Source organism: Pedobacter paludis (genome assembly GCF_003173575.1).
GTDB classification, from domain to species: Bacteria; Bacteroidota; Bacteroidia; order Sphingobacteriales; family Sphingobacteriaceae; genus Pedobacter; species Pedobacter paludis.
This window is the reverse complement of the sequence record NZ_QGNY01000001.1, coordinates 271,722-294,981: the sequence shown is the minus strand read 5'-3', so window position 1 is coordinate 294,981 and position 23,260 is coordinate 271,722. Positions and strand designations below refer to the sequence as shown.

The following is a 23,260-nucleotide window of genomic DNA, read 5'->3' as shown; positions in this document are numbered from 1 at the left end:
AAATGCCGATAGAAACTATCGGCATTTTTTTGTTGATACCATCTGATGTTTTAAGATTGCCGTTTTCGGGCATGATAAATTTATAAGTAAAATAGAAACTAAAAAACATTCAGCAGGACTTGAAGTTCTTACTCTTCCATTTTAACCATCGCCTTAATTACGCCATTTTTTGGATCTAACCAACTTTCAAATTCATCTTTAACTTCATCGAAATTAACTTGATGCGTAATGTAATTTGTAGGCTTAACCAATCCCTTTTGCATTGATGAAATGACATGTTCAAAATCTTCTATTGTTGCATTTCTACTGCTCATTAAAGTAGATTCTCGCTTGTGAAATTCGGGGTGATTGAAGATTAAATCGCCTTTTTGCAAGCCAATTAATACAAAGCGAGCACCATGTGCCATATAATTTATTGCATTATTAATGGCTTTTTGATTGCCTGTAGCATCAATAACAACGGTAGGCATATCGCCATTTGTAATTTCGCTTAACTGCTCGGTAACATCAGCTGATAAAGCATTTATTACATGTGAAACACCCAGTCTTTCTTTGCAAAAAGTTAATCTGGAATCATTAATATCCAGCGCTATTACCTTCGCTCCTGCTATTCTGGCAAATTCCATGGTACCCAAACCTATAGGACCTGCACCAATTACCAAAACAAATTCACCTGCCTGTACGGTTGCCCTGCGAACGCCATGTGCGCCAATTGCCAAAGGTTCTACAAGTGCGAGTTCATCATAACTTAATCCTTCGCCATGTAAAAGTGTTTTTGATGGAACTTGTAAATATTCATGCATACCACCATCTACGTGCACACCGCAAACTTGCATCTTCACACAGCAATTTGGCTTATTCATTCTACACGCAATACATTCACCACAATTAAAATATGGAATAAATGTTACGGCCTCTCCTATTTTAAAGTTTACAGCGCCGTCGGCTTCAGCCAATTCGCCAGAAAGCTCATGACCCAAAACCCTAGGGTAATTGAAAAATGGCTGTGTTCCTTCGTATGCGTGAAGATCAGTACCACAGATTCCAATTCGTTTAATCTTAATAATTGCGTGGTCTTTCTGTAATTTAGGTTTTTGTGTTTCTGAGTATTCAAATGTTCCGGGAGTTATGCAGGTTAGGGTTTTCATTTTTAATAGAATTTTCAAATAAATGAATGAGTGAGTTTTGAATGATTGAATGAGTGAATTTTGAATGCATTAGTTTTAAATGATTGAGTTCTATAACGCAATAAATAACCATTCTATCATCCCTCATTCAATTAAATTAGTGAAGTATGAATGATTGAATTTTTAAGAATGAGATGAATAACCATTCAATCATCCTCTCAAGCCTTCATTCAATAATTTTAATTACGCGTTTGCTAAAGCCCTGTCTAAGTGAACATAACCACCATCTACATGAATAATTTGTCCAGTTGTATGGCTGGATTTATTCGACATTAAAAATGCCGCCATGTTGGCAATTTCTTCAGCCGTTGTCATTCTATTTTCCAGTGGGATTTTTGAAGTGATTTCTTTTAATTTTTCCTGTGCATCTGGCAAGGTTTCAATCCATGTTTCGTAAGCTGGTGTCCAACATTCAGCCACCATAATGGCATTAACTCGAATCCCATATTTTAAAAGTTCAACCGCCCATTCCCTAGTTAATGCATTTCTACCACCATTTGCAGCTGCATAAGCAGAGGTATTTCCCTGTCCCGTTTCTCCAGTTTTGGATGTAATATTTACAATTGCACCTTTACTCTTAATCAGTTCTGGTAACGCGAAATGAGCCATTAAGTAATAATGCACTACATTTTTATGTAGCGAGGCCATAAAATCTGTATAGTTTCCGCTTTCAAGTCCTACACCATCATTAACTCCAGCATTATTTATAAGGCCATCAATTCTACCAAACTGTGCAATAATGGCTTTAACTACACTTTCGCAATCTTCGGGTTTTGATAATTCAGCAACAAATTGAAAGGCCTGCCCGCCATCCTTAATAATTTCATCTACAACAACCTGATTATCAGTTGCTTTTCTACCTACAATAACCGCAAGTGCTTTTTCGTTGGCAAAAACCTGTGCGATTGCTTTTCCAATCCCTTTTGCACCTCCGGTGATGATGATTACCTTGTCTTTAAGTTGTAAATCCATATTCTTAATATTTTATTTTTATCGTCGTTCAGTTGTTAAATTAATAGTGACGAATCTTATTTCAAAACATATATAACATCCGTTTCTCTCGATTCTGGTGTTACTTTTAAATTTTCTATTTTTCCGTTTTTTAATGTAACCTCTACAGTTGTTTGATAAGGAGCGTGGAGTTTGAAATGAACATCCCAGTTTTTAGGCCAGGCTGGGAAAAGATAAATATCTTTCCCATCGCACTGCATTAGCATTTCCTGAAGACCAATCATTCCAGATCCGCCCCAATTGTGATCAGGAACCCAATCAAATCCCGGGCCCCAAAAGGCAGAGAATCTTCTTCCAGAATCTTTCAGCTTTGCTTTGGTTAAATCGGCTGCTTCTTTGGTTAAACCTAATCGAGCTGCAAAAATATTATCCTGTTTCCAACCTACATAACTTCTAAATTTCAATACATCTGTATCGTATTTAAAGGTATTGATTGCCGTATCCAAACCTGGTTTTCCGATTCCATAAATCCCCCAGGGATACACAGGATAAAGTTGTGGGCTTTCGGTATTGTTTATTCGCTCCCAAGATTTGGCTGGAGCAATGGTTGTTTTACCAGAAAATTCTCTAAAACTGATTGGCGGAATGGTATTTAACATTTCTTGCCAGTTCTTTTTTTGTACATCAGAAGCTGATTTTAATTCAAGTAATCTTTGCAAAACTGATTTTAAACCGGCAATGGTTGAGGTAGAATTGTAGGCCATTTTATAGGTTTCTGCACCTGAGCCCGGATATAAAACCAAGTGACCGTTTGCATCTAAGGCTTTAGCTCCCCTCTGTTTGGCCAAATACGAATAATGTTCTTTGAAAAATGTTAACGAACTTTCAATCAATGGCATATATTGCTGAATGTTATTTCCATTGTACCGTTCGGTTTCCAAAATCATCATGCAAAATTCCAGAACAGTATCCCACTCATATTCTAGCCAGGCATTATATTCCATGCCCTTATCAAAATCTAATGGTCTTTTCCAATTGTATTCTGCAGGATTTGGCAAGCCAAAATTTTCTAACTGCTCTGTAAAACTCGCTCCATTATGGCCCCATGCATTTTTCGTACGGAGTTCAGCAGTTTTTAAAATCATAAGATAAAAATCGAATTGAGGTTTCATCATCTCGAAATCGCCACTCTTAAGCATTGGCCAATAAACAAGGCGTTGATTTTGGGCTGTATGTGTTCCACCGCCCCAATTTCTAAAATCTGGCGTGTATTTAAGTGTTGTATCTGTAATTACCGGATCGAAAGTAAATAGTCCACCATTAAACTTTGTTGGCGATGTACCAAAGGCATTGCAGCCCAACATATATCGAAACAATTGATAATTTTTACCTGCTTGATTGGCTAGGGAATCATTAGAATTAATGTAAATAAAACTTCTGTTCCAATATTCGTTCCACCAATTCTGGCTTGCCTTTAAGGAAATATCCCGATCAATCTTTCCCTTTTCTTCTAAGGCCAGCAGCCCCCTTTTCCATTCATCTACCAAAGTATTTGCACTGTAAAGCGAAATTGTAATTCTATTTATGTTGGAAGGTTTTTCACTCTTTAAGCTCCAGCCTTGAAAAGCGGTATTCAAATATTTACCAGCATATTTTTTATCTACGCTCATATGCTCGCCTTGTATTGAACCTCCAAAAATTAGGTTTTTTAGGGGGTTAACAAGCTCGGTTTTGTAGTTTTCCAATCCTTGCTGTTTTACAGCCACGTCAAAAACCGTTTCTGGCTTATTTTGATGAAAAAATTCAATTTTATTTCCCTGAAAACTTACATTATCTTTAAAGGTTTTCACAATTCCCTGGGGTGCCCACTTGTAAGAATTTTGATTATTTTCTTTTCCTTTAGTTATCCTATCTTCAAATCTCCAACTTTCATAACCAACCTCTGTACTGATGTTTCTATTTGACTTAACTTCAATATTTACAATGGGTTTAAATACATCTACCCAAATATTTACTTGAGCATTTAAACCACCGTTAGCGCCTGTAATTTGGGCATAACCATCTTTTAAAATCAACTCCTGTTTAAAGGTTTTTCCAGCGAATGGATTCGGACTTAATTTTAATTTTATCCTGCCTAATTTCAATAAGGTGTTATTCTCATCAAATGCTCCACTTTTTGATAGGTAGAAGTAAACTTCACCTTTTTCTACCCAAAGATTTAAGCCAATATCTCCGCCACCGACAGGCATGGATTCGCTTGAATTTTTGCTTTGGGTATTCCAGACGATGTTCTGTGATTTGGCTTTCGGGAAGAACCACAAAGACACGAAGAACACCAAGATAAAGTTTCTACATAAGTTTGCCCACGATAGAGATATGGGTAAATTTAATGCTTTGCATAAAAATTTTGACCATGTAAAACGCTTAGGTTCTTTCCTACCCAAAATACTCAGTGTCCTTTGTGCCTTCGTGGTTAAATTCATTTATATTATTATCCTAAAAATCGAGTTCGATTATTATTATTTTTTGGTTAGTGTTATTTTAGTAATTAAAACCCTGAAATAGATTCAGGGTGTCGCTAATTACAATGTTTTTATCTAATACTTGGTGATCTTGTATACTAGTGGTTAAATCAAATTTACCAATTATCCGTTCTAAATGATGAAACAGGCAAACCATCATTACCAAATAAATCGCCTATTACAAAATCTTTAAACGCGTATCGAACGGCCACAGGTGCTTTAACATCGGCAGAAGTTACCGTTATACTGCTTCCCGTAATGCTTGCCTTTGCCGGATAAAATTTTTGATCAGCGCCTGCTGCTTCAAATAAAGATAATTCTTTTCCAAATGAAGTTAAGCCATTAGGTACATTTTGAAATTTAATTACAGCCTTATCTTTATCGATGGTTATAGAGTCGTAATTCGGACTTGCGAAACCGAATCCTTTTATGCCATACGTTTGTGCCAGAGCCAAATAAGCTAATCTGGTTCCTCCAGGTTTTTTGTTAGCCGGATGTATCGATTTTTCCTCGCCGAGATCCATTAAAACAGCCATTCCACTATTGGGGATTTTAGCCAGCGATTTTCGTTGCGCATCTCTTAAAAAGGCTGAATTGTATTTTCCGCCAACGTTGTAGGGTGGTAACTGAGCATAATTATATGGTGCAATCTGTGCGTAATAGAACGGAAATTCTCCAATGCCCCATGCTTTACGCCAATTGGATACCATAGCCGGAAAAAGATCTTCGTAACGATCTGAACGATCATAATTTGATTCGCCCTGATACCAGATAGCACCTTTTATTGTAAATCCGATAATGGGGTACAACATTCCATTGTACAAAGTGGTGGGCGTTCTACTTACCTCTTTAATTGTATCTGTTTTTGCCGGAATTTTAATTTCAGGAAAAGGTTTTAAATCCTCTGGCGACATCCAAGCCTCGATTGTGGAACCACCATAGCTATCGTTAATTAATCCGACAGGAACATTGAGCATTTCGCTTAATAGCGATCCGAAATAATAGGCTGTAGCACTAAAATTGGCTACACTTTCAGGACTGGCAAGCTTCCATGCTGATGGTTTACTATTATCCTGTCTATCGGTAATCGATGACCGTGGAACAATGTAAAGTCTTAAGTTTTTGTTCGTTGATTTTAAAATTGCTTCATTCGAGTCCAATACCGGCTGACTTTTAAAACCTTTCATGGGCATTTCCATATTGGATTGACCACCACAAAACCAAACTTCACCAATCAGGATATCTGTTAAGGTAAATTGCTCACCATCATTAAACGAAATATCATACGGCCCACCAGCCGTAGGTGTAGAAACTTTAATTTTGAATTTTCCGCTCGCATCAACCCTTGCGGTATAATTTGCTTTATTCCAAGATGTAATAATTTTAACATTTGAAGATGGTTTTGCCCAACCCCAAATTGCCACATTACTTTGTTGTTGCAACACCATGTGATCTGTAAAAATAGATGCAGGTTTAACGGTTGCTAGTGCGCTGAAGCAAAAAGCCAGGTTTAAAAGTATTGTAAGTTTTAGTTTCATTTTATCTCGTTATGTCGTCATTGCTTCGTGCCTCGCAATGACAATTTAATTTTACCTGCTCACTGGCAACCAAACCGACATTTCTGAATGCCCTCTATTGCCCCAAGCGAAATAAGGAATCAATTTTATCTGTGTAGTTGCGTTGCTGTTATTTACTTGTCTATAAAGAGAATTTCCCCAAACTGTAGGGTCGGTCATTTTAGCATTGCCAACCAAACTCATCATATTTGCACCATCAATTGTTATTTTTTCTGTTGTAAATTTTGTAGATGTTGGGATAAAAGCATTGAAAATATTTTTTCCCGGCAAGTCTGAAGATTCTAAACAATAAACAATTGGGCCTCTCTTTACCGCGACCTGATTTCTATTTTCTTCGACCAAAGGATTAGATTCTATTAACTGAGCTTCCATTGGCAATGTTAATTCTATCACATCGCCAGCTTTCCATATTCTGTTTACTTCAGTGTAAGTTCCTGAGGTGGTTTCAGCATCAACAGCTTTCCCATTAACCTTAATTTGAGCATCATGAGTCCATCCCGGGATTCTGAAAAACATCGAATAAGCCTGACTAGCACTTTCATTTATATTGATCTTGATATTTCCATCCCAAGGATAATCAGTTATTTCTTCCAGGCTAATTTTAGTACCATTGGTCAGTTTGGTGTTTACTTTATTGCCCCCATACAAATTAAACCAAAGCCCTTTATCGGATATGCTGTATAAATAGTCGCTTACCTCGGCAATGGTTCTTACAACGTTGGGAGGACAGCAGTTAGACAGAGATATGTAAGGCACACGATCTTTAGACCAGCGCTGTTTAAAAGGTAAGTTATTACTCTGTGCCAAAGGATTGGTGTATAAAAAGTTTTTGCCATTAAGGCTAATGCCAGATAACACGCTATTGTGCAGAGCCAATTCCATTACATCGGCATATTTTGCGTTGCCAGTTACTTGTAACATTCTCCAGTTCCAAAGTACATTGCCAATATTTGCGCAGGTTTCATTATGTGCAGTAAAATTTGGCAGTTGGTAATCTCTTCCAAAGGCTTGGTGAATTTTCTGAACATCATTCGGATTATAAGATGTTCCATCCGGCGAGGTGCCATCATAAAGAGATCCTAAACCACCTGTAATGTACATTTTATGATCATTTACATCATTCCACATTAAGTTTAGGGAATTCATCAAACTATCGTTCCCCGTTTCTGAATATAAATCTGCTACACCGGCATATAAATAACTTGCCCTAACGGCATGCCCAGTTGCTTTGGTTTGTTTCAAGAAAGGAATTCGATCTTGGTTATCATCTGTTCCATCATCAATTTTACCTTTTATAGCAATTAAATGCTTGGCCAACTCTAAATATCTGGGTTCTTTTGTGGTGCGATACATTTCTATTACACCCATATAATGCGAGGGACAAATGGCATTTCTAGCCAAAGTTGGCGATGCTGTTTTATAGAAATTATACAGATATTCGGTTGCTTTTTTTGCAACATTTAATAATGTTGTTTTGCCGGTAGCTCGATAATGCACACAGGCGGCCGTCATTAAATGACCAATGTTATAAGCTTCAAAACTCAATCTATCCTGAAATTGATTGTTAGATCCGGTTTTTCGCTGTTCTATCACTGCCTTGGTGTAAATATAGCCATCTGCCCGTTGCGATTTTGCGATAACTACAATCGCACGGTCCATCATTGCATTTAATTTTGGATCTTTTGTAGAAGCGTACAGACTGGCCATTGCTTCTAAAGTTTTGTAGAAATCGCCATCGTGAAAGGACGGCCCAGCATGAGAACCGGTATCTAATCCGGCTGCAATTTCAAAATTTTTAAATGCATGGCTGATTTTGGGATCGTTATAAATAGCCCACATATTTGGAACCATCGTTTCGGTAGCAACCTTAAAGCGGTCAGCCCAAAAGCCTTTTGTCCAAGTTACATCCGTCATGTTTATGCTGTGCAATTTTGCAAACGGACTGCCAGCGTTATTGGTTAAGGCATTTTGCTGAGCGTAAGAATTTACCGCCCTAAATTGTGCAGCTAAAAGAATTATGAATGCGAATTTGTTAATCATATTGCTTGCTATGTAATTTTTCTTGCCAATGACGATTAGTTTATTTATCTTCTATTTTAATCCAAATTGGACCTAGTAATCCTGCCTGATTTAAGGGTTTTCCTTCTAAGCGAAATGGCGCTGTTGTATTTGTAATTCTTTTATTTACAGGCAATTTACCATCACCAATTAAACGGTTAGCCCAGGTATTTGCAACGGTAATGCTGATGGAATTATCTCCATTGATTAAGTAATTACCAATTTCGAGTTCATAAGGTGCTGTCCATAAAATACCGCAAGAATTGCCATTAATTTTTACTTCGGCGATGTTTGAAAAACTGCCCAAATCAATCCAAATCTTTTCTGCTCCGGAATTGATGAAATTGAATTTTTTGGTATAAACGGCTTCACCAGAGTAATATTTAATTGTACTATCGGCATTTAAAGTCCAATCGGTTAAGGTTTTAAACTCCACCGGTTTTTCTGGTCCGCCATAAGCTTTATCAAACTGCACCTGCCAATCGAAAGAAAGATTGTACGCATTTTTAAAGGTTTTCCAGTTTTTGCCCTTACTGTATTTTGTTTCTTTCGTTGGCGTTTCAAATATTACAAATAACGATTGATTCGGTTTCAAATTTATATTGAAAACAGTTCGACCATTAAATGAAGACCAATCTTTTAATTCACTGGTTTGATCACTTACAGCATCATACATCACTGGGACTTTACCCTTCATTCTAAAAGACAATCTAATATCTCTTTCTTTATCTATTTGGTTAGAAATAAAGTAAATATCTTTATCGTTAGTTTTTCTGTGCGTATAGGCAACGTTTTTAGCATACAAGATCGGCTCAGAAATTTGACCATTTTCTACAGCGTAAAAATCGGGTTCAATTCCTGCTAGCTTTAGATTAGATCCGTTAAAGGGTGCTTTAAATAAATTGCCTTTATCTACAACTTTTATTAAAACGGGATTATGATCATTATTAAGTTTATAAAAATTATTAGACCAAATCTCATTAACGGTTGAATAAAATTCAGCAGCATTTACTTTCTTTAATCCATTTTGATATAAAGGCTTATCTCCAACAATAACATTAGCTCCAGCTTTAACCAATTCCAATAATTTCTTAACAGTTTGATAGCTCATGTAATGGTAATTTGGGTTCATTTTCATGTCGCCCGGAATAACCAGTACTTTATACGTTGCGCCACTCGCAAATACCACTTCCCCATTTTTAACCTTTGCAGTGCTCAAAACATCGGGATTAAAACTATCGTAAGCATAACCATGTAGCGGATTTACCCAATTTTCTGGGTCGGCCATGTTGGCTGAATGTGTAACACCTGCAGGAATTTGTCTTAAAGGCTCGCCTACATTTGCTAAGCGTTTCTTCTCAGCATCAACAACATCAGAACCAAAAAGTCCAGGTAAAGTGGAAACCAATCGATCTGGCAATACAGAACGACGAGGCAATTCTTCGCCAGTAAAAACAGCTATATCTACAACAGGTTTACCTTGTTGCAACAGATTTTGGCATCTTTCTGCATAGTCGATCCATGCTTTGCCCAATTTCCACCAAGTTTGATCGCGTTGAAAATATAACCCAACCCCATCTAAGGTCATTCCCGGTTTTCGATCCATCCAAGGATTATGCGTAAAAACATGATAAACCAGTTTGTTTATTCCTAGTGCATAGTTTCTGTCTTGCAAGGTTTTCATATTTACCGGACTTTCGTTCCAATCCATGCGAACAGTGGTAAAAGCCTCAGCTTGAACAATGTTTTTCCCATAAATATGTGCGCCAGAAATGGCATCCAGCATATCATTCGGTTTATCATGAGTTGGGCTATTCAACCAAAACTCTCCCATTGGAATGTCTACGGTTTTATAATGCATTAAACCATCGCTCATCATGGTTGGCGCTACACTTTCTGCCGTAAATGTTACACCCTTTTCTTTAGCCAAAGTTGCCAGTGTTTTGTAAAATTGATCTACAACCAACTCGGAGATCGTTTTGCGAACATCATACAAGAAACTTTCAGAAACCTGGGCACTTTGAACAGGTAAACCCGTCATGATTGGTAAATAGGGCGTTAAATCATATCCCCGGCGCTTTAAGAACTCTGCTTTAAAGTTTTCCGACCAATTTTGACTTCCACATTCCCAACTATCTACATGAAAGGTGGTTAATACATTTTTGGCTAAATCTGGACCAATTTTCTCGATCGCTTTGCCATACCAATTTTTAAATTGAAGTTTAATGGCCTCAGTATTGAATTTGTCGCACTCCAATCCCATTCCGGCACCTCCTGTTGCATTTTTCTGACCTGTTGAAGTATGACCAATTCTTAAGATGGTCCAATTTCCGGCAGGCGCAACCCAATCCAAACTGCCATCAGCTTTCAACTTTGAAGTTAGATTAACAATTTTATTCAATGGAATGCATAAATCTTTTGGCAATTGCAACTCGGTACTTCTCTTACTGATTCTCCAGACAGAGCCGTTTTTGCCTTCAAATTGGTTTATTGCAGCTTCGCTAGATAATTGAAGATTTACAATTTTTAAAGATGGTTTCCACTTGGCATTGTCTAAATCTTCAGCCCCTGGTTCAGAACCCGCTTTATTGTATAAAAACCTAAAATATTTGGCAGTTGTAGGTACAATGCTGTGCGTTACATCTACATCATTATCTTGCCAGCCGTGCCTTGGCGGTTCCAATCTACCCACCGAACGAAAGTTTTTTCCATCGTTACTGACTTCAATGGCCAGACGTTGTGCTTGATAATTGTTTCCAGAGGTTTTAATTAAAATTGAACGACAGGTAAAGGCTTTTTCAAACTCGTATTGAATCCAGCAAGGTTCATTCGAAGCGAAATTCTTTTTATTACCATCAACAACTAAACCGCTAGCATCTGTGCCGTTGCTTGATGTTACTTTAGGAACATTTGTTGAGGTTGAAACACCTGTGCCAACTGGCGATGGATAGGCATAAACTGCGATATCTTTATAAAATCCTTCCCTTGATGGTGGTTTAGGCAACACAATCTTAGACTTTGTAGAACCATTTATATACGTTTTAGAGGAAACTACTTTTTGCATAGAAAGTTCGGGCGTAATCCACGGCCCTCCGGCGAGTGCAAAGCCATCACTGACATGCATACCCATTTTTAAGTTTAAGCGTTTGGCTTCCTGCATGGAAAACTTTACCATGTCCCACCATTGTGGTGTAAGTTGTTCGGAAGGGTTAGCATATAAAGCTGGACTTGATGCATCACTTCCTTTGATGGTCATTAAATAAGCACCACCAACGCCATTTGATTTCATCGCTTCTAAATCGGCGGTAATTCCGGCTTTAGAAACTCCAGCCTGAACCCAATACCAAAAAACCCATGGTTTAGCATTATCATTTTGTTGCGCAAAAACCGTTGAAGAGGCAATGTTCATCAACAAAATCAACGTAAATATTTTTCTAAACCTAGAGTTCATTTTTATTCTTTTACCACTTAGTCACAAAGACACCAAGATTATGCACCATATAAACTATTATTTTTCTTAGTGCTCTTTGTGGTGTTTAAATTATTTATGTGCGATCTTGTAACCTTTTACCCCGAAAAATAGTATGATTAAAAAACAAACCAATGGAATGCTGTAGCCAATTTGAATGTTATCACCATACATATCTATTAAAGTTCCCATGCCATATGGTAAAATAGCGCCCCCTACAATTGACATAATTAACCAAGAAGAACCTGGTTTGGTATCGTCACCAATTCCTTCTATACCAAGTCCAAAGATTGTAGGAAACATAATTGACATAAAAAAACCAATTGCACCTAATGCATATACCACATACGAACCTTGACCAAAAATAGCAACACAGCATAGCAATACCGAGATAGCGGCATAAATAGCCAATAGTTTGTGAGAGCAAATAAACTGCATCAGCGCTGTGCCCGCAAAACGGCCCGCAGTAAATAAAAACCCATAAATGGCTAAGTAATACGCTGCAGTTTTCTCATCAAATCCACCGCCTTGCTGAGCCATTCTAATAAAAAAGCTTGTTACACAAACTTGAGCACCAACATAAAAAAACTGTGCAACTACTGCCCAGCGTAAATGTTTGTGACGCAAAGCTCCGAAAAAACTGCCTTTTGCTTCTCCATCTATGCTTTGGGTTTTTATTTCAGGCAAACGACTAAAATAGAATATAACTGCTATTGTGACTAGAACTAAGCCTAAAATGATATATGGCATTTTTACGGATGAAGCCTCTTCTAAGAAATATGCTGATCTAGTCGTTTCAGTCATTGCGGTTAATTGCTCTTTAGTATGCGATTTTCCCGACAGAATGAATAATGATCCCACTAACGGTGCAATCATTGCAGCTAAACCGTTAAAAGATGCTGCCAAATTTAATCTGCTAGTTGCCTTGGCTGGATCGCCCAAAACTGCTGCGTATGGATTTGCTGATGTTTCCAAAATTGTTAATCCACAGCCAATGATAAATAAAGCGATTAAAAAGGTAATATAGGAAAGCGAATTAGCGGCAGGAACAAACAAAAATGCTCCACTAGCGAAAACCAATAAGCCTGTAATCATACTTGCTTTGTAACCAAAACGTTTTAAAATCATTCCGGCAGGAATTGCCATTAAAAAATAGGCGAAAAATACAGAAGTATCAATTAATGTAGATTGTCTGTTATTTAAATTACAAGCCTTTTTTAAGTGTGGAATTAAAATTGAATCTAAGTTATGCGCCATTCCCCAAAGGAAAAATAGACTTATAACCAATATGAAAGGCAAAAGATAGCTTTTACCTGATGGTTTTTCATCAGCGGTAATAATTTCTGGTTGATTGTGGTTCATATATTTGGTTTTTTATTCAGTGGTTCTATAGTTATTAGTTCAGGTGTTCAATGGCTCATTAGAAGCCCTGACTAATGAATTTTTTTCTTTACAACCAACAGATGGTCGCATACTAAAACGACTTCGCCATGTTGATTGATAATTTCTACGTGTTCGGTTACGGTTCCGTATTCAGGTCTTTTGCTATCACCTTTTTCAGAAATCGAAATTTCGGAGTGAATGGTGTCGCCAATAAAAACTGGTTTTACAAAACGCAGTTTATCGTAGCCTTTTGACATCGCTTCTGGATTGATTTCGGATGCCGTCAGACCAATTCCTATGCTAAAAATCATTGTTCCGTGGGCAATACGCTGTTTGAAAGGTTGCGTGGCACACCATTCTGCATCCATATGATGCGGAAAAAAATCTCCTGTATGGCCAGCATGAACGACAAAATCTGTTTCTGTTATGGTTCTGCCCAAGGTTACACGTTTTTCCTGTAATTGGTAATCCTCAAAAAATGTTGATTTAAAATACATAAGCCTCTCCTTATTAAATGTTTTTGGTAAAACAGCTTTTCTGCACTTCCTCTCCAAAGGAGAGGATTACAAAGTGGCTACTTCTAACCCAGTTTTTTATTTACTTAACCCCAATTGATCACTGATTTTGCAATGGGTTTTACTTACTGCCTTTGTTTCCCTCTCTTTTGGAGAGGGATTTACCGACCCAGCCTATCTCACTTCCTTACACAGGGAGAGGCTTTACCCCTCCAATATCACTCGATTGATAAGCACTTTCTACAACTGCCATTGTACTGATAACATCTTCAACACTGGTATGCAAAATATCATCAGATCCTTCTTTAAAACGCATCAAATTAGACATGGTCCCAATAAATGCTTCTGGAAACCAAGAGCCTTCCAATTGAACTGTTTGCCATTCTGGTGATTTTCCATCCTCTAAAATACAATATTCAAAAACATCAGGAACGCCATGAGGATAATCCATGAGCAAACCAATCTTTGCAACAATTGCGCCTTTTGTTCCCTCCCATTTGATATAACTTTCTTGATGGTTGGGCCCAAAATCATGATCGTGATTGGTATTGATTACTGCATGCACGGTATCTCCATAATCGAACAGGATGGTAGAACGAGACGATGATAAATTTTTGGCCGGGTGTTTTAATGTTTTAGCCAATACGCTGTTCGGATTACCCAAAAAAGAACGGATCAAATCTACATAATGAATGCTATGGTACTGGATTTCCAGTCTAGGATGAACGATTACATGTGGAAAAATTTCCCAAGGTGTTTTAATGGTCACCCGAACTTCCATATCATAAAGTTCTCCGATTAAACCTGCGTCAATCAAATATTTTGCAGCGCTTACAAATGGTGCAAAACGCAACTGAAAATTAATGGCAGCTTTAAAATTCCGCTCTTTACACAAAGCCAAAATTTCTTTGGCCTGCTCAAAATTATCGCCCATTGGCTTCTGAATTAAGACAGCACTTCCATTTGGCAATTTTTTTAAGTTTTCTATGTATTGCTCGGGCATGATGGTTAAATCATACACTACATTTTCGGGTGCCAGTTTAACCGCTTCATCAACCGAATCATAAACATTTGCAATTCCAAACTGATCTGCCAGTTTCTGCGCTCTTTCTTTTGTTCTGTTTACTATGCCATGAACCTTAAAACCTGCCAATTTATAAGCTGGTAAATGTGCATCTGCAACTATTCCGCCGGCACCAATAATAATAATCGGCTGTTCGGTTTTTGGCAATTCTGGTTTATATTTTATTTCAATACTCATTTATCAATTTCATTAATTTGGATCTGAGCCTGTTCAATAAGTGTCTCGGTTGGTGTATTTGTATTAATTGCTTGTAAAACCATTTGATCAATTATGGTTGCAATTGCCGTCCAATTTTGCTTTTGGGGCAACATATTAGCCACCTCATGCAGTTGTTCTAGCTTATGGTAATAAGGAATAATTTTATTGATTTCTTCATCTTGCCAGGTCGAAATTCTACAGCCAATTCCACCTTCTAAAGTGAGTTGCTTATCTTGTTCTTCAGCTAATGCGAAGCGCAAAAAATTATAGGCAATTGCCTTGTGTTTACTACCTTTTGCAATCGTGTAAAGCCAATAAACGTTTAAAGATGCTGAAATTCCATCGTCATTTGAAGGCAGTAATTCAACATCAATTTTACCTTTTACTTTAGAGTTTTCATCAACTTCGCACATTGCGGCAAAACCAAACCAGTTTATCATCATCGCTGCCTCTCCTTGAGAAAAAGCTACACCCGCCGCTACAGATTCAAATTCCGCGGATTTCGGGTGGATGGCTTTTGAATCATTTACAATTGTTCGATAAAAATTCAAACCATCAGTTGCCGGCTGTGTATTGATTTGTATGAAACCATTTTTATCGACCAAACTTCCGCCTCTGGTCCACAATTGAAGACAGAAATCGAAAACTGTATTGTGACCATCGGGATAGCAGGCAAAAATACTTCCGTAAAGATTTTCTGAAGGTCGATTAAAAAACAGCGCTATCTGATGAAAATCTTCCCAAGTTTTTGGTACGGTTAAAGCCTTGCCATATTGGGCCAAGTAATTTGCCTTTTCGGTTTCATTTTCAAATAAATCCTTTCTATAGATAAAACATTCTGGCCCATCATGAAACGGCAGGCCAACTACTTCCCACCCAAAGCGCTGTAAGGCTAAAAGAGATTTACTCCATCCCCGGGGAAAATCATCTGGTTTGTGTTTGTTGATGTAAGGATTTAAGACTTCGAAATCTTTGTTTAAATATCCTTCATAAATCCAATCGGTATTGATGTGAGCAATGTCAAAATCGCCATTGGCCAACCCCTTTTTTGTTATGGTATGATCATAAAGTTCATGTAAATCCATTACTACCATTTCCAATTTCAAATCACAGCCAGAAACTGCGCAAAATTTATCCCAAAATTTCTGCATGGCAGTTTCGAATGGGGCAAATTTTCTTACCGCAATTTTGAATGTATTTTGGTTAGGCATTTGTAACAGCTTTTAAGGTAATAAATTCTTTAATAATATTTTGGTTATCCTGACCTAATTTAGGAGATCCTTTTGATGAAGTTAATAATTCTCCATCAATCCGAATCGGGCAACGTGTAGTTTCGTAAGTATAACCATCAAGCATTTCTACTTTTTGGATCATATTTAAAACTTTGAACCCGTCGTGTTCTATTAATTTCTGCCAGTTTAAAACATCTGCACACCAAATATCGGCTGGTTCCAATATAGAAAGCCATTTTTCTGTATCAGAAGATATAAGATGATCGGCCAAGATTGCCTTGATTTCATCGCGTTTATCAAATGCTTCCTTGATATCGGTATACTTGAGCAAAGCTTCGCAAGCTAAGAGACTTCCGAGCGCCGGTATTGAACCCATTGCTAAAGCAATGTGACCATTGGCAGTTTGATAAATACCATATGGGGCGCCCAAATAAGCATTTGCATTATTTTTTAATGAGCGTTCTGGCAAGACGCCACCATCATTCATAAAAGAAGTAATGGTTTCAAATTGAAAATCGTAGGCAGATTCCATCATACTTACTTGAACTAAACCGCCTTCGTTTTTTATTGCTTTGCGATATAAACAGGCTAAAAGTCCTTGAGCTAAATGTGCTCCAGCCAACATATCTACAATGGATAATCCCATGGCAACTGGGCCACTATCGGCATTGCCGGTTAATGAGGTTAACCCGGTTACCGATTGCAAAAGTAAATCCTGACCGGGCTTGTTCTTCCATTCGCCTTCGTTTCCGTAACCAGAAATTTCTCCATAAATGATGGTTGGATTTAAGGCTGATACAGATTGGTAATCAAAACCTAATCTATCCATTACTCCCGGGCGAAAATTATGAATCATTACATCTGCTTTCTTCAGTAATTCGCGAACCATTTCACAATCTTCTTCCTTCTTTAAATCTACTTCAAAGCTTTCTTTATTGCGGTTTATGGCATGAAAAACTGAAGATTCGCCATTCATAACTAAGTTAGACGTGTATAAAGTGCGACAAATATCTCCCACACCCTGACGTTCAATTTTAATTACCCTAGCACCCAAATCGGCTAAGCGCAAACTTGCCGAAGGACCTGACAGGAACTGGCTAAAATCGATAACTAAATAATCTTCAAGCGGTCGCATAGTTTTATTGTTATTATTCGTCATGCCGATTCAGATCATTATCTTTTTTAAAGACCCTGAAATAAATTTGGTTGACGACAGATTCTTGTATTAGTTTATTCCAAACTCCTGATTAATCTCTCTGTTGTTAAAACCCAATTTTGGTGCTGGTTTGGCTGATTTCAGCTTTGAACCATCTAACTTAATTGGACTTACCGTTGTTTTTATATTTTTTCCTTTACCTAAATCGAGATTTTGTTCTATATCCAAACTTTTATAGGCGTTTAAAGTGGTTGCTTTTTGATAATCCAAAACTTCGGCACACCAGATTCCATTACTTTCCAGAAGATTTAACCAGTATTGCGTATCGTGCGTTTTAAAGGTTTCGGCCAATCTTAAAATTAACTGGTCACGGTTTTCGAATGCATCATTTGGATGGAAATACAAATCGGAAATATCGCAGTTAATTAAGGCGCTGATATTTTCCAGATTGCCCATTGCCATTGCCAAATAACCATTTAGTGTTTCGTACATTCCGTAAGGCGCACTTAAATAAGCATGTGCACTTCCTTTTACCAAACTGCGTTCCGGTAATTTTCCACCATCATTTAAGTGTGTTGTAAGCACTTCAAACTGTACATCTAGTATTGATTCAAGCAGACTAACTTCAACCAAAACGCTTTTATTGGTTTTTGCTCTTTTGATTAATCCAGCCATTAAACCTTGGGCTAAATGGTTACCGCACATAATATCAGAAACTGATAATCCAAAGGGAACCGGGCCATCTATGTCGCTACCTGATAAATAAGCCAGGCCAGAAACCGACTGAACCAATAAATCTTGTCCTGGTTTGTTTTTCCATGGCCCTTCACTGCCGTAGCCCGTAACCATACCGTAAATAATTTTATTGTTAAGCTGTTGAACATTTGCATAATCCAACCCGATTTTTTCCATTACGCCTGGTCGAAAATTATGTGTCATGATATCTGCCTTAGAGATCAGCTTTTTTAACTGTGCCAAGTCCTCAGGGTTTTTTAAATCTGCCGCATAACTATCTTTATTTCTGTTAATGGTATGAAAAAGTAAACTATCATCCCCAACAAAAAGATTTTTAATGGATAACTGCCTACAAGCATCACCTCCATTTGGTCGTTCGATTTTGATTACTCTTGCACCTAAATCTGCCAATTTTAATCCAGCAGAAGGTCCCGCCAAAAACTGGCAAAACTCTAAAACCAAGATGCCTTCTAATGGTTTGTTCATGCTAGGGTTAGTGTTTTAGATTCTTGAAATAGTTTATTTAAGTCTGTTAAAACTTGTGTCTCATCACCGCCATTCATCAAATAGTTTCTTACAACATCACCAGCATGATCTTGAAAAAACATGCTTCCGTGGTAACGTGGACGAAGAAAAGCCCTTTGTAATGCAGGTAAGGTGTTTAAGAAATAATTTTGACTTTGTCTGTTTACTTCAGCATTTTTCCATGCTGATAAATGCCCGGGCTGACCTCCGCTTTCAAAGAATAAACTTTGCTGACACGACGCAGAACCCACATATTTTGCATATTCCACTGCAGTCTCCAGCGCTTCGCATTTAGAGGAAATGGCCAATCCGGTTCCGCCTAAAGTGCTCTTTAAATTTGTTTTCCCATCCAACGAAATCATATCATGAAAATGTAAAGGCTTGCGAGAATAGCCGTTTCTAGAATAATTTGAATAACCGTATGCAAAAGGACAATAAGCAATTTCATCTGTTAATGTCATTGCTTCATAAACCTGAATGGGATTTCTATTAAAATTCGCTTCATCCATCTTTGTGGCCAATTTGCGATACATCTGCAATGCCTTTACTCCAATCTCATTGGAAATTACTGTATCATTAGTTTGGCAAGGATCTTCACCCAGCGAGCAGCATAGTGTATAAAAATTCATGAGAACATCTATCGGGATACCTGCAAAAGCCACCAAACCTCGATCTGCCAATGCCAGTAAATCTTCAAAAGATTTTGGTAAGGATATTCCTTTTTCAGCTAATAAATCTGGTCGGCTGGATGCAACAGGTGTTGCCGCATCTATTGGTAAAGCCCATTGATGGTTATTAAAATTATAGCTTTCGTAAGATGCACCGACTGAGTTTTCTTCTTGATCTTTTAAATATTCAACTGGTAAATATTTATCTAATGGAATTATTGAATTCGTTTTTGAAGCAAAACCTGCCCAAGGATGATCGATCACCAAAAGATCAAATCGCTCTGCCAACTCTTGAATCGAAAAATCTGCAAATGCCTGTAAACTTCTTTTTTCCCACGTAATTTGTACATGAGGATGAAGTTCGGAAAACCGTTGCGCAGTAGCTACCATGGGCAAAAACCCACGACTGTGATTCCAAGTTATTCCTTTTAAGTTAATTGTCTTCTTCACTATATTTACTCTTTTATTTTTCAATCTCTTTCCGTTGACTGAAGTCAACGGCAATGAATTGTTTGTTCCTGAGAATGAAAACACTAAAATTTCACTCTTTTTATTTTATTTATTATGTCTTGTTTTTTTCCTCCTAAAGGCAACAGATAAAAACTGTATTTATAATCTTTTGACGGGATTTGGTACTGTGGCAAGGGTGCAGCAACATCGCTCCAACTATCATTTCCACCAACGCCCATCTGAATTAAATCTACGTTTACCGTTAAATAACCAGCATCCTTAAGCTTATTCGTGTGCTTGGCAGATTGAATGTTTTCTTCGGTATAAGGCCAAGCGCTCATGCTTAATAAGCTATCTGCAACGAAAACGAGACCTTGTTTTTTTACCGGATTTGAAAAATACATCCAACGTACATCGGTACGATTTCCATTTTCTTGCGGAACAGCATAATTCTCCATAAAGTCATTAATTGGTTCGTTATAAATGGCAACATCGAAACCGTAATTTTTATCGATATAATTTTCCATAGGCCCTTTCCCATACCAAGTAAGATTATCGTAATTACGAAGAATTCCCATTTGCATACCCACTTTAGGGATGTTTGGCAAGCCTGATTTAACTGTTAAAGCATAATCAACCTTTATGGTTCCTGTGTTGGATAAGCTATAACTCACTTTAACCATTGCACTATCATTAATTAAACTGTAATTGCTGGTGATGATCAACCCTGATCCGGAGGCTCCATCAAATTTGCCTATTGTTGAACCAATGAACTTCAAATCGTTCTGATACCATTGCTTCAACTTTTTGTTTGATTTCCAGCCCCTTTTATCATTATCCGTTAACGGACGGGTAAAATGTGGCAATAATGGAGCGAAAACTTGTTCTACGCCTTTCCATTTGTAAGATGTTAATGCGCCATTTTTTTTGCTGATGTTAACTTCGAAATTTTGTCCGGAGAAAACTTCCAAATCTGAAGTAGATGTATATTTTGGCGGAGAAATTTTATCTATGGATTTAGTCTTTACCAAACCTGTTAATGCAAATTGATTGGATGCCACTTCAAAACCTTTTGAAGCCCAAAGTTCATCATTTGGCAAAACGAAATGAATATTGGCCAAGTATTCAGCACCTTTTTCCATTTTAGGTACGTAAGCAGAAATATTAAATAAAGTATCTTTTCCTGCAGTAAGATTAATTTTTGGAAGGGATTTTTTGCTGATTTCTATTCCATCTTTTCGCACAACCAAATAAACATCGTAACTGTTTAGGTTTTTAACGGCAAATCGATTGATAATTTTAATAATGCCTTTTTTTGCATCAGCCAGCTCTGTTTCAGCACCTTGATAAACACGTTTGCATTCATACATCGCCGATTTTGGTTTTCCATCAGAATTAACTACGCCTTTAATTGTGAAATTATCGAAATATTTTTCGCCAAAATCTCCTCCATAAGCATAAAAAGGCACACCGACGCTGTCGGTTTTTAAAATGCCCTGATCTTTAAATTCCCAAATTGCACCACCAATAATTCGTGGTGTAGAACGAAAAATATCCCAAAAATCTTTCATATTTCCAACAGAATTACCCATAGCATGTGCATATTCTACAAAGAATATCGGTCGATGATCGCCATTATCTTGCTCAGCCAACATTTTTGGCGTGTAGTTGCTTGGGTACATCCGGCTCACAATATCTACATAGGGTTCATCTTGTGGGTTTTGCAAACGGTGCGAATGGTCGTTAGGTTTTAAATAAGCAGGATTGCTTGGGTCCATATAGCCATCTAACCGTGGATTGCCCATTGCTGGTTCGTAATGAACAGGACGGGTAATATCAAAATCATGTATCCAAGCCGACATGGCCGCGTGATTAGGCCCTCTTCCACTTTCATTGCCCAAACTCCAGATGATAATGCTTGGGTGGTTTTTATCACGCATCACCATTCTACTACTGCGCTCTAAATAAGCTGAAGTCCAAGTTGGATCATTACTTAATTTACCACCTAAACCATGCGTTTCTAAGTTTGCTTCATCGATTACTAAAATTCCAAATTCATCACACAAATCGTATAAATAAGGATCCATTGGGTAATGACTTGTACGGATACAGTTGAAATTGAACCGTTTAATGGTTAAAACATCTTGTAAAATATCTTCACGGCTTAATGCTTTTCCTCTAGTTGGATGATGATCTGGACGATTGATTCCATACAGATAAGTTTCTTTCCCATTGATTAATAGTTTTCCGTTCGTTTTGGAAAATTCGATGCTCCGGAAACCAACTTTACAACTTTTAACTTCCAAAATTTTGCCGGTGCTGTCTTCTAATGATAAAGTAAGTGTATATAGATTCGGAAGTTCATCACTCCACTTAGCGGGATTTTTGATTTTTGCTTCCAACAAACCGAACTTCACATTATCCAAACGTGGGTAAATTTCATTGATGATGCTTTCGGCAGTTCTTTCTAATGGCTTTTCTAAAATATCTTTTCCGGCTTTATCAAATAAAGAAGCTTTGATTTTATAACCTTTCACTTCTTTTCCAGTGAGATTTTCAATCCGCGGGCGAATGCTCAATAATGCATCTTTATAATCTGCATCTAACTTGGTTTGTACAAAGAAATCTGCAATGCGCAATTTTGGTTCTGCAAGCAACATCACTTCTCTGTGGATTCCGCTTAAACGCCAGTGATCCTGATCTTCTAGAAAACTTCCATCCGTCCAACGCATTACCTGAACCGACAAAATATTTTCGCCAGCTTGTAAATACGGCGTAACATTAAATTCTGATGAAAGGAAACTATCTTCAGCGTAGCCTAAAAATTTACCATTTAACCAAACTTTATAGCCTGAACTTACGCCACCAAAATGTAGACTAATGTTCATGTTTTTCCAGTTTTCTGGTATGGTAAAAGTTCGCTGATAACTTCCAACACCATTGTAATCCATTGGCGGGTTTGGAGGATTTACTGGGCGGAAAGGATAAACTGCACTTTTATAAATCGGTTTATCGTAACCTTTCATTTCCCAGTTTGATGGAACTTCAATTTTTTTCCATCCGCTAACGCGAGATTTGTAGAAATCTTTAGGTGCATCAGCTGGTTTTATGGCAAATGAAAAATCCCAATCGCCGTTAAGTGAAATCATCCTTGTTGATTTTGTCCGGTCACCTTTCATAGCATCGGCTATGCTGGTGAAAGAATATGACGTTGCACGAGATGCATCGCGATTTATGCCATTCACCAATGGATCTTCCCAAGGTTCTCGGTTGTAAATTTCTGGCACTTTTTGAATGGCTGTTGGGGTTTTATCAACGAGTTGTGCTGAAGCTGTTGTGGATAAGAATAAACCACAAAGACACAAAAGCCACAAAGAAAGAGGTAATGTTATTGCAGAAAAAGATTGCTTCGTCGTTCCTCCTCGCAATGACGGTATGCCAAAACGCAATAACGATAATCTGGACGTCATTGCAAAGCTGGATTTGTGCGAGCTGAAGCAATCTGATTTTTGAGCGACTTCAAAAAAGCTTTGTGTTCTTTGTGTCATTG

14 protein-coding genes are annotated in these 23,260 nt (G+C 37.6%); all 14 read right to left on the bottom strand.

Annotation, left to right across the window (positions count from 1 at the left end; genetic code table 11):
- Positions 1–128 precede the first annotated feature (128 nt).
- Positions 129–1,148 (bottom strand): zinc-binding alcohol dehydrogenase family protein, encoded by a 1,020-nt coding sequence (locus DF947_RS01195; protein WP_109927856.1) that lies wholly within the window; start codon positions 1,146–1,148, stop codon positions 129–131.
- Positions 1,149–1,370: 222 nt separating this feature from the next.
- A complete protein-coding gene (locus DF947_RS01190; protein ID WP_109927855.1) occupies positions 1,371–2,159 on the bottom strand; it encodes an L-fucose dehydrogenase in 789 nt (262 codons plus the stop codon).
- A 56-nt stretch (positions 2,160–2,215) separates the two neighbouring features.
- On the bottom strand, positions 2,216–4,621 hold the full coding sequence (locus DF947_RS01185) for a DUF5703 domain-containing protein (RefSeq protein ID WP_240615297.1): 2,406 nt from the start codon (positions 4,619–4,621) through the stop codon (positions 2,216–2,218).
- Between the two features lie 155 nt (positions 4,622–4,776).
- Positions 4,777–6,198 carry a sialate O-acetylesterase gene (locus DF947_RS01180; protein ID WP_109927854.1) on the bottom strand — a complete coding sequence of 474 codons (1,422 nt, stop codon included), beginning with the start codon at positions 6,196–6,198 and terminating at the stop codon, positions 4,777–4,779.
- A gap of 51 nt (positions 6,199–6,249) precedes the next feature.
- Entirely contained in the window at positions 6,250–8,277 is a 2,028-nt protein-coding gene (locus DF947_RS01175; protein ID WP_109927853.1) for an aceric acid hydrolase, read from the bottom strand.
- A gap of 40 nt (positions 8,278–8,317) precedes the next feature.
- Positions 8,318–11,746 carry a glycosyl hydrolase gene (locus DF947_RS01170; protein ID WP_109927852.1) on the bottom strand — a complete coding sequence of 1,143 codons (3,429 nt, stop codon included), beginning with the start codon at positions 11,744–11,746 and terminating at the stop codon, positions 8,318–8,320.
- A gap of 90 nt (positions 11,747–11,836) precedes the next feature.
- Entirely contained in the window at positions 11,837–13,126 is a 1,290-nt protein-coding gene (gene fucP / locus DF947_RS01165; protein WP_109927851.1) for an L-fucose:H+ symporter permease, read from the bottom strand.
- A 71-nt stretch (positions 13,127–13,197) separates the two neighbouring features.
- Positions 13,198–13,644 carry a MaoC/PaaZ C-terminal domain-containing protein gene (locus tag DF947_RS01160; protein ID WP_109927850.1) on the bottom strand — a complete coding sequence of 149 codons (447 nt, stop codon included), beginning with the start codon at positions 13,642–13,644 and terminating at the stop codon, positions 13,198–13,200.
- 205 nt (positions 13,645–13,849) lie between these two features.
- On the bottom strand, positions 13,850–14,923 hold the full coding sequence (locus DF947_RS01155; RefSeq protein WP_109927849.1) for a Gfo/Idh/MocA family protein: 1,074 nt from the start codon (positions 14,921–14,923) through the stop codon (positions 13,850–13,852).
- Positions 14,920–16,155: an extracellular solute-binding protein gene (locus tag DF947_RS01150; protein ID WP_109927848.1), complete on the bottom strand. Its 1,236-nt coding sequence runs from the start codon at positions 16,153–16,155 to the stop codon at positions 14,920–14,922. The genes DF947_RS01155 and DF947_RS01150 overlap by 4 nt, the downstream gene beginning before the upstream one ends.
- A complete protein-coding gene (locus tag DF947_RS01145; RefSeq protein ID WP_109928481.1) occupies positions 16,148–17,311 on the bottom strand; it encodes a CaiB/BaiF CoA transferase family protein in 1,164 nt (387 codons plus the stop codon). Before DF947_RS01145 ends, DF947_RS01150 begins: the two co-directional genes overlap by 8 nt.
- A 90-nt stretch (positions 17,312–17,401) precedes the next feature.
- Positions 17,402–18,553: a CaiB/BaiF CoA transferase family protein gene (locus DF947_RS01140; RefSeq protein ID WP_109927847.1), complete on the bottom strand. Its 1,152-nt coding sequence runs from the start codon at positions 18,551–18,553 to the stop codon at positions 17,402–17,404.
- A complete protein-coding gene (locus DF947_RS01135; protein WP_109928480.1) occupies positions 18,550–19,710 on the bottom strand; it encodes an ABC transporter substrate-binding protein in 1,161 nt (386 codons plus the stop codon). Before DF947_RS01135 ends, DF947_RS01140 begins: the two co-directional genes overlap by 4 nt.
- 83 nt (positions 19,711–19,793) lie before the next feature.
- Positions 19,794–23,258 carry a glycoside hydrolase family 2 TIM barrel-domain containing protein gene (locus DF947_RS01130; protein WP_240615296.1) on the bottom strand — a complete coding sequence of 1,155 codons (3,465 nt, stop codon included), beginning with the start codon at positions 23,256–23,258 and terminating at the stop codon, positions 19,794–19,796.
- Positions 23,259–23,260: the final 2 nt, after the last annotated feature.

Excerpts from the sequence above, each read along its gene's own strand:
- DF947_RS01195 (WP_109927856.1), bottom strand. The coding sequence starts at position 1,148 with ATGAAAACCCTAACCTGCATAACTCCCGGAACATTTGAATACTCAGAA.
- DF947_RS01190 (WP_109927855.1), bottom strand. The coding sequence starts at position 2,159 with ATGGATTTACAACTTAAAGACAAGGTAATCATCATCACCGGAGGTGCA.
- DF947_RS01185 (WP_240615297.1), bottom strand. The coding sequence starts at position 4,621 with ATGAATTTAACCACGAAGGCACAAAGGACACTGAGTATTTTGGGTAGG.
- DF947_RS01180 (WP_109927854.1), bottom strand. The coding sequence starts at position 6,198 with ATGAAACTAAAACTTACAATACTTTTAAACCTGGCTTTTTGCTTCAGC.
- DF947_RS01175 (WP_109927853.1), bottom strand. The coding sequence starts at position 8,277 with ATGATTAACAAATTCGCATTCATAATTCTTTTAGCTGCACAATTTAGG.
- DF947_RS01170 (WP_109927852.1), bottom strand. The coding sequence starts at position 11,746 with ATGAACTCTAGGTTTAGAAAAATATTTACGTTGATTTTGTTGATGAAC.
- fucP (WP_109927851.1), bottom strand. The coding sequence starts at position 13,126 with ATGAACCACAATCAACCAGAAATTATTACCGCTGATGAAAAACCATCA.
- DF947_RS01160 (WP_109927850.1), bottom strand. The coding sequence starts at position 13,644 with ATGTATTTTAAATCAACATTTTTTGAGGATTACCAATTACAGGAAAAA.
- DF947_RS01155 (WP_109927849.1), bottom strand. The coding sequence starts at position 14,923 with ATGAGTATTGAAATAAAATATAAACCAGAATTGCCAAAAACCGAACAG.
- DF947_RS01150 (WP_109927848.1), bottom strand. The coding sequence starts at position 16,155 with ATGCCTAACCAAAATACATTCAAAATTGCGGTAAGAAAATTTGCCCCA.
- DF947_RS01145 (WP_109928481.1), bottom strand. The coding sequence starts at position 17,311 with ATGCGACCGCTTGAAGATTATTTAGTTATCGATTTTAGCCAGTTCCTG.
- DF947_RS01140 (WP_109927847.1), bottom strand. The coding sequence starts at position 18,553 with ATGAACAAACCATTAGAAGGCATCTTGGTTTTAGAGTTTTGCCAGTTT.
- DF947_RS01130 (WP_240615296.1), bottom strand. The coding sequence starts at position 23,258 with ATGACACAAAGAACACAAAGCTTTTTTGAAGTCGCTCAAAAATCAGAT.